The sequence below is a fragment of the Nocardioides sp. genome, assembly GCF_030655615.1.
GTDB lineage: Bacteria > Actinomycetota > Actinomycetes > Propionibacteriales > Nocardioidaceae > Nocardioides.
Genome location: NZ_JAURVJ010000093.1, coordinates 1 through 12100 on the forward strand (window position 1 = coordinate 1; position 12100 = coordinate 12100).

The following is a 12100-nucleotide window of genomic DNA, read 5'->3' on the forward strand; positions in this document are numbered from 1 at the left end:
CCGGCCGGGTCGGGACCGACGTCGGGGCCGACGTCGGGGCCGACGTCGGGGCCGGGTCGGTGGGCGCCGGGTCGCTCGCGGTCGGGGAGGTCGCGACGAGACCGTCGCCCGACGTCGGTCCGTCGCCGCCGACGGCGACCGCACCGACGCTCACCACGGCGGCGGTCGCGAGCGCTGCTGCCCCGACCAGGATGCGGCGGCGTCGGACGCGACCCCGGCCGCGGGCCAGGTCGGTGCTGACGGGGACGTCGGGGACCTGGGCCGCCGCGGCGAGGTCGCGGAGCAGCTGGTCGACCTCGGCGGGGCCGTCGGCGTGGTCGGGGTCGGCGTACGGCGTCATCGGGATGCTCCGTCCTTGAGTGCGGCGCGCAGCAGGCCCAGCGCGTCGGAGGTCTGGCTCTTCACGGTCCCGGCGCTGACGCCGAGGTCGGCGGCGGTCTCCTCCACGGAGAGGCCGAGGTAGTGGCGCAGCACCACGACCCGACGCTGCCCGGGGGCCAGCCCGCGCAGGGCCGACCAGAGGGCGTCGGCGTCCTCGACGCTGAGGCCGGACGTCGCCGGCCGCTCGAGGGTGGTCGCGACGGGCCGCTCGCGGCGCCACGGGCGGCGTACGTCGTCGAGGTGGGCGTTGACCACCACCCGCCGTGCGTAGGCGTCGATGGAGTCGAGCCGGGAGACCCGCGGCCAGGCGGCGTAGAGCTTGGTCAGCGCCTGCTGCACGACGTCCTCGGCCCGGTGGCCGTCACCCGCGCAGAGCAGGTACGCCGTCCGGTAGAGGTGGGCTCGTCGCTCGGCCACGTAGGCCGTGAACTCCTCGTCGCGCCTGCTCATCCCGCTCCACCCGCTCGTCGTGGCTCCTTGCTACCCCTTCGACGGGGTCGACACCGGATCGGTTGGGCCAGCGACTCCCACTGTTGCCTGACCCATCGAAACTCGATAGATTCCGGTTGTTGATCGGTAGTCCGAGGGAGGAACCATGAACGGTCCGACGGTGACGGCGCTGCGCGCCGTCCTGGCAGCAGGTCTCGCCGGGTCGGTGCTCGTGCAGGCGGTCCTGGTGCCGCTGCTCGCGATCGACCTCGACGGCACGCCGGCAGCGACGCGGTGGCCGGTGGTGGCGATCGTCGTCCTGGGCGTCGCGACGATCCAGGTCGGGATGGTCTGCGTGTGGCGGCTGCTGACCCTGGTGGGCCGCGGCACGGTGTTCTCCGAGGCCGCGTTCCGTTATGTCGACCTCATCGCGGCGGCCGCAGCCACGGCGGCGCTGCTGCTCTTCTCGCTCGGGGTCGTCCTCGCGCCCGGCGAGGGCGTCGCTCCCGGCGTCGTGCTGCTCGTCGGCGGCGCCGGCGGCCTGGTCGCCGGGGTCGCCCTCCTGGTGGTGGTGATGCGCGCCCTGCTGGCCCAGGCCGTCGACATCCGGACCGAGCTCGACGCGGTCATCTGATGCCGATCGTGGTCGACGTCGACGTCATGCTGGCGCGCCGCAAGATGCCCGTGGGCGTGCTGGCCGAACGGGTGGGCATCACGCCGGCCAACCTGGCGGTGCTCAAGAACGGCCGGGCCAAGGCGGTGCGCTTCAGCACGCTGGCCGCGCTCTGCGAGGTGCTCGACTGCCAGCCCGGCGACCTGCTCCGCTGGGAGCCCGCCGACGCCCCGACCGGTGTGTCCGTCCGGTCTCGCTAGGACGTCAGGCGTTGGTGTCGCTCGAGGAGTCGTCGGCGGGGGTGTCGGGCTGGACGTCGTCCTGCGGCGCCGTGCCGGGCGGTACGCCGCCACCGGGCTGCGGGGCCTGGCCGGGCTGCAGCCCACCACCCGGCTGCTGACCCTGCTGCTGGCCCTGCTGCTGGCCCGGCTGGAACTGGCCGTTCTGGCCCGGCTGGACGTTCTGACCGCCGCCGGGGCCGCCGAAGCCGCCGCGTCCGCCGGGGCCCTGCTGCTCGTCCGACCCGCCGCTGACCGCGCCCAGCGCGACGCCGCCGAGCCCGCCGAGGACGAGCGAGGCGAGGGCGACCGCCGCGACGGCCCGCAGGCCGAGCACGCGGTGCTTGAGCCCGGTCGGGGCGTCCGTCGTGGGCTGGCCCGGCTGGAGGACCGGCTGGACCGGCGTGGCGCTGGGCGCAGGGGCCGGCGGCGTCGGGGCCGGCGGCGTCGGGGGCAGCGTGGCGTCGTACGGGTCCTGCGGCTGAGGGCTCAACGGCTGGGTGTCGTTCATGAGTCCGACTCTCCGAGCCGATCCTGTGAACGACCTGTGGTCGCGGCGTGCAGGGGCTACCAGTTGGCCGCGCTCGTCAGGCAGAACGGGTGGCCGGCCGGGTCGAGCAGCACCCGCCAGGTCTCGCCCGGCTGCGGGTCGGCGAGGGTCGCGCCGAGCTCGATCGCCCGGGCCTCGACGGCCGCGACGTCGTCGCAGGCGAGGTCGAAGTGGAACTGCTTGCGGCCGCCCTCGTCGGGCCACGACGGCGGCTGGTAGTCGGGCACCTGCCCGAAGCCGAGCGCCGAGGAGGGCCCGGTGAGCATCGCGTACTCGTCCTGCACGTGGGCGGTCTCCCAGCCCAGCAGGGCGGACCAGAACGCCGCCTCCGCGCGGGGGTCGGCGCAGTCGAGGGTGGTCATCTTGAGCTCGGCCGTGATCGTCTCCGTCATGTCCCCGATCCTCCCTACGATCGGACCGTGCCGACTAGGAGAAACGCGACGTCCACGCGGGCGGGGATCCTGCGCCCCGAGGAGTTCGCCCAGCACGTGTCGATGAAGCGCACCGAGACGGCGACCGGACTGGCCCCCTGGGTCGAGTACCACTGGACGCTCGCCTGGGACCTCCCCGCCGGCACGACCTACCCGAGCGCCGTGATCCCGCACCCCGCGGCCAACCTGTCGGTCGAGCACGGCGCCGGGCGCGCCGAGGCCGACGGCGAGGTCGTGCTCGTCACCGGCGTCACGACCCGACGGTTCGAGGTCGCCATCCGGGGCTCCGGCTGGGTGCACGGCGTCAAGCTGCGGCCCGGCGGGCTCGTCGCGCTCACCGGCACCGACGCCAAGGCGCTCACCGACCGCACGGTGCCGGCCAAGGACGTGCTGCCGGTCGCGGTCCACGACGCCCTCGACGGCCTGCGCCCCGGCACCCCCGCGCCCGAGGCGACCGAGGTCGCGTGCGCCGCGCTGGCGACGCTCGTGCCGACCGGGCCCGACCCGGCCTACGACGAGCTGCTCGGCCTGGTCGAGGACATGCTCGCCGACCGCACGCTCCTGCGCGTCGACGAGGTGGCCGAGCGCCACGGGCTGTCCAAGCGTGCCCTCGAGCGCCTCTTCGCGCGCTACGTCGGGGTCGGGCCCAAGTGGGTGCTGGCGCGCTACCGGATGCACGACGTGGTCACCGCGCTCGACGGCGGCTACGACGGCTCGCTGGCCGACCTCGCGGCCGACTACGGCTGGTTCGACCAGGCCCACTTCGGCCGCGACTTCACCGCGCTGGTCGGGGTGACGCCGAGCGACTACCGCACCCGCGCGCAATAGCCCGATCGAGCGATGGCGCCTGCCGGGACGGGGCACCTACCGTACGCCGGTGAAGACCTCCTCCGGCATCGCCCTCGCCGCCCTCGCCCTCGTCGTCGCCTCCTCGACCGCCGGCTACGCCGGCGCCAAGGTCACCAGCGGCGACATCAAGAACAACACCATCGCCAGCGCCGACATCAAGAACGGGACGGTCGGCGCCGCCGACCTCAACCCGGCTCTCGTCCGCTCGGTCAGCATCGGCAAGGCCTACGCCACGGTCACCCGCAAGGAGACCGCCACGAGCATCGTCACCGTCCTCGACAAGACCCGCACCTACGGCTTCTCCCAGCTCAAGAAGGCCCCCGAGTCCGAGGGCATCTACTGCCTGGTGCCGGCCCGGGGCGTCGACCTGACCCACAGCGCGATCATGGTCTCGGCCGACTTCGCGCAGACCGCCGGCATCGCCACCGTGCTGTGGGACTCGGTCGGTGCCGACTGCGCCCCCAAGGAGATCGAGATCCACACGCTGACCGACCAGGGCGACGACGAGCCCTCGCCGTCGGACCAGGTGGCCTTCCAGGTCTTCGCCTCCTGAGCGAGCGCCCAGCGACCTGACACCGGGGGCCGAGGTGACGCACAGGAACCTCACAGACAGCCGCGTCACAGTGGACGCATGGCCGGAACCGCTACCCCCTCCCTCACCCGCCCCGACGGCTCGCCCGTGCGGGTCCTCGTCGTCGACGACGAGGTCAACATCGCCGAGCTGATCTCGATGGCCCTGCGCTACGAGGGGTGGCAGGTCTCCTCGGCCCACACCGGCACCAAGGCGGTCGCGGCGGCCAAGGAGCTCAAGCCGGACGCCGTCGTGCTCGACATGATGCTCCCCGACTTCGACGGCATGGAGGTGCTGCGCCGCCTGCGCGGCACCGACCCCGACGTGCCCGTCCTCTTCCTCACCGCCCGCGACGCCGTCGAGGACCGGATCGCCGGTCTGACCGCCGGCGGCGACGACTACGTCACCAAGCCGTTCTCGCTCGAGGAGGTCGTGGCCCGGCTGCGCGCGCTGATGCGCCGCTCCGGCGCCCAGCAGGCGGCGACCACGTCGGTGCTCAGCGTCGGCGACCTGACCCTCGACGAGGACAGCCACGAGGTCGTCCGCGACGGCGAGGAGATCTCGCTGACCGCGACCGAGTTCGAGCTGCTGCGCTACCTCATGCGCAACCCCAAGCGCGTGCTCAGCAAGGCCCAGATCCTCGACCGCGTCTGGAACTACGACTTCGGTGGCCAGGCCAACGTCGTCGAGCTCTACATCTCCTACCTCCGCAAGAAGATCGACGTCGGCCGCGAGCCGATGATCCACACCATGCGCGGCGCCGGCTACGTGCTGAAGCCGGCCGCGACGTCGGTGTGACCGGGTCGTGAACCGCTTCGCCTCCCTCACCTCACGGCTGGTCGTGACGGCCGTCCTGCTGGTGGCGGTCATGTCGCTGCTCGTCGGTACGGCGACCACCTTCGTGATGCGCGACTACCTGACCGGCCAGCTCGACGAGAAGGTGCTCGACTCCCCCGCCGTGCGCGGTGGGGCCGAGGGCTTCCCGGGCGGCGGCCGGCCCGCCGACGGCGACGGCACCGCCGAGGAGCCGCGGTTCTTCGGCAACCAGGGTCCCGGTGCGCTCCAGGCCCAGCCCGACCTCGGGACCGGCCAGGTCCTGACCCGCGGCTTCCAGGAGTCCGACCCGCTCTCCGACGAGGCCCTGGCGGTCCTGGCCGACGTGCCGACCGACGGCGAGGTCCACGAGGTCGAGATCGACGGGTTCGGCACCTACCGCGTCGCGGCCGTCGACACCGACACCTTCGGCGTCCTCGTCACGGGCCTGCCGACCGACGACCTCGACGCGTCGGTCCGCTCGCTCGTGTGGCTCGAGCTGCTCCTCGGGCTGGCGGCCGTCCTGGTCGCCGCCGCAGCCGCACGCACCGTCGTACGACGTCAGCTCCGGCCGCTGCGCGAGGTCGCCGAGACGGCCCACACCGTCGCCGGCCTGCCGCTGTCGTCCGGCGAGATCGGCGTGACCGAGCGCGTGCCCGAGCACCTCACCGACGAGCGCACCGAGGTCGGCCAGGTCGGCTCGGCCCTCAACACCCTTCTGGTCCACGTCGAGACGTCGCTCGACGCGCGCCACGCGAGCGAGCAGCGGATCCGGCAGTTCGTCGCCGACGCCTCCCACGAGCTGCGCACGCCGCTGACCACGATCGCCGGCTACACCGAGCTCGCCCGCCGTCGTCCCGACGACCCCGAGACCGCGGCGACCGCGCTCACCAAGGTGGCCGACGAGTCCAAGCGGATGACCGCCCTCGTCGAGGACCTCCTGCTGCTCGCCCGGCTCGACTCGGGACGGCCCCTCGAGCGCACCCCCGTCGACCTGACCCGGCTCCTGCTCGAGGCCGTCTCCGACGCCCGCGTCGTCGCGCCCGGGCACCACTGGCGCCTCGACCTGCCCGACGAGGCCGTCGAGGTCACCGGCGACGAGCAGCGCCTGCACCAGGTCGTCACCAACCTGCTGACCAACGCCCGCAAGTACACGCCGGCCGGCACCACCGTCACCGTCAGCGCCCGCGCAGGCGGCTTCTCGGTGCACGACGACGGCCCCGGTTTCGCGCCCGAGCTGGTGCCGCACGCGTTCGAGCGGTTCGCGCGCGCCGACGCGGCCCGCCAGCGCGAGGGCGGCGTGGGTCTCGGCCTCGCCCTGGTCGAGGCCATCGTCACCGCCCATGGCGGCACCGTGACGCTCACCACCGTCCCGGGCGACACCCGCGTCGACGTGACGCTCAGCTGACGTAGCTGCGCCGGCGCACGTCGAGGCTCAGGTCGGACCCGGTCGTGACGGTCAGCGGGGCGAGCTGGAGGCCGTCCCACGCCGCGTCCCACGGCGCCTCGTCGACGAACACGGTGTAGCCCGGGAAGACGTCGGTGCGCACGGTGGTGACCGGTCGTGGCTCGTCGCCCTCGGCGGCGATCGCCACCTCGGTGTCGCCCGGGACGGCGCCGACGAGCAGGTAGCCGGGACCGTCCACCGAGGCGACCGTGCCCGGCTCCTCGCGGGCCCCGCCCCACATCACGAACCGGTCGTCGGTGTCGGCCACGGGCACCACCGCGCAGAGGAGGCGGACCAGCCGGCCGTCGACCCGGAGGCCGACCGACAGGCACGCGTCGCCGCTCGGCTGGCGGGCCGGGTAGAGCACCTTGTCGTAGCCCTCGTAGGTGCCGAGGTCGACCGTCGCGCCGATGATCTCGCCCTCCTCGAGCTCGCCGGTGAGGAACGTGCCCCCGGAGAGCGGGACCCGGACGGACTCGGCGCGGGTGGGAGCGGGGTCGACGCCGGGCGCGGTGGGGCTGGGCCGAGGGGTGGGCGTGGAGCTCGGGGTGGGGGGCTGGGTGGCCTCGGGCAGCGAGTCGGACCGGCCGTCGTCGCCCCCCACCAGGGCCAGCGGTACGCCGATCGCGAGGACGACGGCGGCCGCAGCCCCCGCGACGGCCGCGCGGCGTCGCCAGAGACGTCGGCGGCCGCCCGCGCGCAGCCCGTCCAGGTCGGGCGGGAGGCCGCTGGGCCGGTCGGAGGCGACCAGCGCCGCCATCCGGCGGTCCTCGGTGCGGTCGGTCATCGCGGGTCCCTCTCCTGGTCGGTGCGATCGGCGCGCGCCCGGGCCAGGGCGCGCGAGGCGGTGCTGCGGACGGTCCCGGGCGCCACGCCGAGCCGCTCGGCGACGTCCTTCTCGGGGGCGTCGAGGTAGTAGCGCCAGACGAGGATCGACCGCTCGCGCGGGGTCAGTGGCGCCAGCAGGTCGAGCAGCTCGCTGCGGTCCTCGACCGTGTGGTCGGTGGTCCCGACCCGTTCGGCGACCCGCTCGACCGGCACCGGGCGCCGCCGCCGCGTGGAGTCGACGTAGGCGTTGACGAGGGCTCGGTGGACGTAGGAGTAGGCCCCCTCCCGGCGTACGACGCCCCATCGCGCATAGCTGCGGGTCAGCGCCGTCTGGACCAGGTCCTCGGCCTCGTGGGTGTCGTGCGAGAGCAGGTAGGCCGCCCGCCGCAGCCGGGGCCACGCGGCGCGCACGAACTCCTCGAACTCCCGGTCCCGGGTCGATACGCGTGTCACTGGCACTGGAGCCTCTCGAGTCGCCTGCACTGTCTCACCCCTCCCTACGCAGGCGGGGGTCCCGAGGTTGAGTGTCGGTTTGGCGTGGCCAATGTTGTCTGACAATCTGGGCCCGCCCCTACAGTGGGCGAGACACGAGAGGGAGGGATCAGATGACCGCGTCCACGACGGACACCCCCACGACGACGGCCGCCGCGGCGGAGCTCGACCGCGCCGAGGCCCGTACCGCGCACAACTACCACCCGCTGCCGGTGGTGGTCGCGCACGCCGAGGGCGCCTGGATGACCGACGTCGACGGCCGTCGCCACCTCGACCTCCTCGCCGGCTACAGCGCCCTCAACTTCGGCCACTCCCACCCGGTCCTGCTCGAGGCGGCGCACGCCCAGCTCGACAGGCTGACGCTGACCAGCCGCGCGTTCGTGCACGACCAGTTCGCCGACTTCACCGCCAAGCTCGGCGACCTGTGCGGCAAGGACCTCGTGCTGCCGATGAACACCGGCGCCGAGGCCGTCGAGACCGCGATCAAGGTCATCCGCAAGTGGGGCTACCAGGTCAAGGGCATCGCGGCCGACCAGGCCGAGATCATCGTCGCCAGCGGCAACTTCCACGGCCGCACCACCACCATCGTCGGCTTCTCCGACGACCCCGACGCGCGGAACGACTTCGGTCCGTTCTCGCCGGGCTTCGTCACCGTGCCCTACGGCGACCTCGCGGCCCTCGAGGCCGCCATCACCCCCCGTACCGCGGGCGTGCTGATCGAGCCGATCCAGGGCGAGGGCGGCGTCGTCATCCCGCCGCCGGGCTACCTGCAGGGCGTCCGCGAGGTCACGACCCGCCACGACGTGCTGTTCGCCGCCGACGAGATCCAGGCCGGCCTGGGCCGCACCGGCCGCACCTTCGCGTGCGACCACGAGGACGTCGTCCCTGACCTCTACGTGCTCGGCAAGGCCCTCGGCGGCGGCATCGTCCCCGTCTCGGCCGTCGTCGCCGACCGCGACGTGCTCGGCATCCTCAAGCCGGGCCAGCACGGCTCGACCTTCGGCGGCAACGCCCTGGCCTGCGCCGTCGGCTCGGCCGTGGTGGACCTGCTGGCGACCGGCGACTTCCAGCGCCGCGCCGACGACCTCAGCGTCCTGCTGCGCGAGCGCCTCGACGGCCTCGTCGGCCGCGGCCTGGTCGGCGTCCGCGTGCGCGGGCTGTGGGCCGGCGTCGACGTCGACCCGGCGGTCGGCTCCGGCCGCCAGGTCTGCGAGGCGCTGCTCGCCCGCGGCGTCCTGGCCAAGGACACCCACGGCTCGACGATCCGGCTCGCGCCGCCGCTCGTCGTGTCCGAGGACGACCTCGCGTGGGGCCTCGACCAGCTGGCCGCCGTCGTCGGCTGAGGTCCGTCTCACAGGTGACTGACAGGTCGGGCTGACCCCCGACCCAGGAGCGGCGGCGATCGTCGGGTCCATGACGACGATCGCTCCCGACCGCCCGTTCGTGGCCGACGCCCCCGAGCCCACCCCGTCGGGCTCCGGCCGGGCGCCGCGCCGGCGGGTCCGGCCCGAGGCGGCGGCGTACGTCGTCCTCCTCGTCGGCACCGCTGTCCTCTACCTGTGGGGGCTGGGCGCGTCGGGCTGGGCCAACTCGTTCTACTCCGCGGCGGCGCAGGCCGGCTCGGAGTCGTGGAAGGCGATGTTCTTCGGCGCCTCCGACGCGGCCGGCTCGATCACCGTGGACAAGCCGCCGCTGGCGCTGTGGCCGATGGCGCTGTCGATCCGGATCTTCGGGCTCTCGTCGTGGGCGATGCTGGTCCCGCAGGCGCTGGTGGGCGTCGGGTCGGTCGCCGTGCTCGTCGCGTTGGTGCGCCGGGCGACCGGCAGCACCTGGGCCGGCCTCCTCGCGGGTCTCGCGCTGGCGGTCACCCCCGTCGCCGCGTTGATGTTCCGCTTCAACAACCCCGACGCACTGCTGACGCTGCTCATGCTCGGCGCCGCGTCCGCGACGTTCCGTTCCTTCGGTTCCGAGCGGGCGCTCCGCTGGCTGGTGCTGGCCGGCGGCCTGCTCGGGCTGGCGTTCCTGACCAAGACCCTGCAGGCGTTCCTCGTGCTGCCCGGCTTCGCGGTGACGTACGCCGTCCTCGCGGCCCTGCCGTGGCGCCGCCGGGTCGGCCACCTGCTGGCCGCGTTCGGCGCGATGGTCGCCGGCGCCGGCTGGTGGGTCGCGATCGTCGAGCTGTGGCCGGCCTCCTCGCGGCCCTACATCGGCGGCAGCCAGACCAACGACTTCCTCGAGCTGACCTTTGGCTACAACGGCTTCGGCCGGATCACCGGCGACGAGGCCGGCTCGGTCGGCGGCGGGATGGGCTGGGGCTCCACCGGCCTCTTCCGGCTGCTCGGCACCGACAACGGCGGCCAGGTCGCCTGGCTGCTGCCGGCCGCCCTCGTGCTCGGCGTGGCCGCGATCTGGGCCGGACGACGTCCGGTCAAGATCGCCGCGTCGCTCATGCTCGGGTGGCTGGTCGTCACGGCCGCGACCTTCAGCTTCATGGCCGGGATCTACCACGCCTACTACACCGTCGCCCTCGCTCCCGCGATCGCCGCGTGCGTCGCCCTCGGCGCCTGGGCGCTGTGGCAGCGCCGCGACTCGCTGGTGGCCTCGGGGGTCCTCGGCTTCACCGTCGCCCTCACCGCGTCGTGGTCGTTCGTGCTGCTCGCCCGCACCTCCGACTACCACCCGTGGCTGCGCTGGACGATCGCCGTGCTCGGCCTCGCCGCCGCCCTGATGGTCGTCGGTGTCCGGCACCTGCCGCGGGTCGTCGGCGCGGTGGTGGCGCTGGTGGCTCTCGTCGCCGTGCTGGCCGGCCCGACGGCGTACTCGCTCACGACCGCGGCGACGCCCCACACCGGCTCGATCCCCAGTGCCGGCCCGTCGCAGGCCGGTGGCTTCGGTGGCGGACCGGGTGGCGGACCGGGCGGCGGGGGCGGTGGCGGCACCGGCGTGGGCGGTCTTCTGTCCGGGTCGACCTCGACCTCGACCCTGACCGACCTGCTGCTCGACGACGCGGCGTCCTACGACTGGGTGGCCGCGACGGTCGGAGCCAACTCGGCGGCGGGCTACCAGCTGGCCACCGAGCAGTCCGTCATGCCGATCGGCGGCTTCAACGGCAGTGACCCGAGCCCGACGCTGGCGCAGTTCCAGCAGTACGTCGCCGACGGCCGCATCCACTACTTCATCTCCGGCGGCGGCGGCCTCGGTGGCGGTGCCCTCGGCGGTGGCCGGGGCGGTCCCGGCGGCGGGGACTCCGAGATCTCGACGTGGGTGGCCGCGAACTACACAGCCCAGACCGTCGACGGCGTCACCCTCTACGACCTGACGCAGTAATCCGGTCGCGTCGCGGGCCCCGATGACCGAGGCTTCCTGGGTGCAGGAGATCACGGCGTCAGGGCTCGAGGCGCTCGGACTGATGTCGGCGCTGCTGCAACGGCTGCGGCTCGCCGACCCGCTCGCGGGCGTCTGGGAGGCCGCCGACGTGCAGTGGTGGTGGCGCAAGCCGCGGGCCACCGACACGGTCGACCACGTGTTCTGGGTCGACGACGAGGGGCCGGTCGCCGCGGTCTACCTGACCGAGTGGGCCGGGTCGTGGCAGTGCGAGCCGGTCGTCGTCCCGGGGACGTCGGGTCCAGGGCTCGAGGCCGTGTGGGCCCGCGCTCTGCGGCAGGCGGCGGCGTACGCCGGGGGTCGGGTCGAGGTGCCAGTCTGGGGCCACGACGTGGCCCTGCTGTCGTTGGCCGAGGCAGCCGGGTTCGTGCCCGGGGAGGCCTCGAGCACCTCGTGGCTGGACGCCGCCGACCGTCCGCCGCTCGTCGCCCCCGCCGACGGGTTCGTGGTGGTCGACCGATCGCAGCGCGCGGACTCGCCGCACCCCATGCGGTCCCGCAACGGCGACGCGGTGGCCGAGCGGCTGGCCCAGGGATCGCTCTACGACCCTTCGCTCGACCTGGCGGTCGAGACCGCCGACGGCCAGACGGCCGGCTACGCACTGTTCTGGTTCGACCCGGTGACGCGGGTGGGGCTCGTCGAACCGGTACGGGTCGAGGACGAGTTCCAGCGACGTGGCCTCGCAGGGGCGATGCTCACCGCTGGCATCGACCGCCTCGTCTCCCGCGGCGCCGAGCGGGTCAAGATCGGCTACGGCACCGACGCCGCACGCGCCGTCTACGAGGGGGTCGGGTTCCGCACGACGTCGACCGACACCTGGTACGTCGCGCCCGCCTGAGGTCGTCCCACGGCCTACACGGCCGGAGTCCCGCGGCTGGTGGTCGGGGAGGTTGTGCTGACCATCGTCACGAGACCCTCGCGGCCGTCAGCATCCTGTGGAATTGACCACGAGTCGTCCACAGTCCTGGGTCTCAGTGGGGTTGTCCACAACCCCTGTGGTTGAGCCGGATTCTCGCCCAGGACTGTCGGTGGCC

General features: G+C 73.9%; 14 protein-coding genes and 1 pseudogene. 9 read left to right on the plus strand and 6 right to left on the minus strand.

All coding sequences use genetic code 11. The annotated features are described in order from the left end of the window. Both Q7T52_RS07675 and Q7T52_RS07680 read right to left on the minus strand, forming a co-directional pair. Positions 1-340: pseudogene (locus Q7T52_RS07675) on the minus strand (hypothetical protein); the annotation flags it as partial. Then, positions 337-831 carry a SigE family RNA polymerase sigma factor gene (locus Q7T52_RS07680; RefSeq protein ID WP_304801061.1) on the minus strand — a complete coding sequence of 165 codons (495 nt, stop codon included), beginning with the start codon at positions 829-831 and terminating at the stop codon, positions 337-339. The pseudogene Q7T52_RS07675 and the gene Q7T52_RS07680, both read right to left, overlap by 4 nt. A gap of 145 nt (positions 832-976) precedes the next feature. On the opposite strand from Q7T52_RS07680, the gene Q7T52_RS07685 reads away from it, so the two are divergent. Further along, positions 977-1444 (plus strand): DUF2975 domain-containing protein, encoded by a 468-nt coding sequence (locus tag Q7T52_RS07685; RefSeq protein WP_304801064.1) that lies wholly within the window; start codon positions 977-979, stop codon positions 1442-1444. Then, the gene (locus Q7T52_RS07690) at positions 1444-1683 is read left to right on the plus strand and encodes a helix-turn-helix transcriptional regulator (RefSeq protein WP_304801066.1); all 240 of its coding nucleotides are present in this window, start codon (positions 1444-1446) and stop codon (positions 1681-1683) included. Before Q7T52_RS07685 ends, Q7T52_RS07690 begins: the two co-directional genes overlap by 1 nt. Before the next feature lie 4 nt (positions 1684-1687). Here the strand turns inward: Q7T52_RS07690 and Q7T52_RS07695 are convergent, their stop codons facing one another. Both Q7T52_RS07695 and Q7T52_RS07700 read right to left on the minus strand, forming a co-directional pair. Then, positions 1688-2212, minus strand: coding sequence for a hypothetical protein (locus Q7T52_RS07695; protein ID WP_304801068.1), 525 nt, complete (start codon positions 2210-2212; stop codon positions 1688-1690). Between the two features lie 56 nt (positions 2213-2268). Beyond that, positions 2269-2643, minus strand: a complete 375-nt coding sequence (locus Q7T52_RS07700; RefSeq protein ID WP_304801071.1) for a VOC family protein — start codon at positions 2641-2643, stop codon at positions 2269-2271. 27 nt (positions 2644-2670) lie between these two features. Between Q7T52_RS07700 and Q7T52_RS07705 the strand changes: the two genes are divergently transcribed. The 4 genes from Q7T52_RS07705 (at position 2671) to Q7T52_RS07720 (ending at position 6323) form a co-directional block, all read left to right on the plus strand. Beyond that, positions 2671-3510, plus strand: a complete 840-nt coding sequence (locus tag Q7T52_RS07705) for a helix-turn-helix transcriptional regulator (protein WP_304801074.1) — start codon at positions 2671-2673, stop codon at positions 3508-3510. 49 nt (positions 3511-3559) lie between these two features. Then, positions 3560-4084 (plus strand): hypothetical protein, encoded by a 525-nt coding sequence (locus Q7T52_RS07710; RefSeq protein WP_304801076.1) that lies wholly within the window; start codon positions 3560-3562, stop codon positions 4082-4084. 78 nt (positions 4085-4162) lie between these two features. Beyond that, the gene (locus Q7T52_RS07715; protein WP_304801079.1) at positions 4163-4900 is read left to right on the plus strand and encodes a response regulator transcription factor; all 738 of its coding nucleotides are present in this window, start codon (positions 4163-4165) and stop codon (positions 4898-4900) included. A 7-nt stretch (positions 4901-4907) separates the two neighbouring features. After that, positions 4908-6323 carry a cell wall metabolism sensor histidine kinase WalK gene (locus tag Q7T52_RS07720; protein ID WP_304801081.1) on the plus strand — a complete coding sequence of 472 codons (1416 nt, stop codon included), beginning with the start codon at positions 4908-4910 and terminating at the stop codon, positions 6321-6323. Here the strand turns inward: Q7T52_RS07720 and Q7T52_RS07725 are convergent. Together Q7T52_RS07725 and Q7T52_RS07730 are read right to left on the minus strand one after the other, a co-directional pair. Continuing rightward, complete coding sequence (locus Q7T52_RS07725; RefSeq protein ID WP_304801084.1) at positions 6316-7149, minus strand: hypothetical protein; 834 nt, start codon at positions 7147-7149, stop codon at positions 6316-6318. The two genes, Q7T52_RS07720 and Q7T52_RS07725, sit on opposite strands and share 8 nt — an antisense overlap. Continuing rightward, complete coding sequence (locus Q7T52_RS07730) at positions 7146-7643, minus strand: sigma-70 family RNA polymerase sigma factor (protein WP_304801086.1); 498 nt, start codon at positions 7641-7643, stop codon at positions 7146-7148. The genes Q7T52_RS07725 and Q7T52_RS07730 overlap by 4 nt, the downstream gene beginning before the upstream one ends. A gap of 152 nt (positions 7644-7795) precedes the next feature. On the opposite strand from Q7T52_RS07730, the gene rocD reads away from it, so the two are divergent. From rocD to Q7T52_RS07745, 3 genes are all read left to right on the plus strand, one after another. Beyond that, positions 7796-9025, plus strand: a complete 1230-nt coding sequence (gene rocD, locus Q7T52_RS07735; RefSeq protein WP_304801089.1) for an ornithine--oxo-acid transaminase — start codon at positions 7796-7798, stop codon at positions 9023-9025. Positions 9026-9095: 70 nt separating this feature from the next. After that, positions 9096-11009, plus strand: coding sequence for a glycosyltransferase family 39 protein (locus Q7T52_RS07740; protein ID WP_304801090.1), 1914 nt, complete (start codon positions 9096-9098; stop codon positions 11007-11009). Between the two features lie 22 nt (positions 11010-11031). Then, positions 11032-11904 carry an N-acetyltransferase gene (locus Q7T52_RS07745; RefSeq protein WP_304801093.1) on the plus strand — a complete coding sequence of 291 codons (873 nt, stop codon included), beginning with the start codon at positions 11032-11034 and terminating at the stop codon, positions 11902-11904. Positions 11905-12100 lie beyond the last annotated feature (196 nt).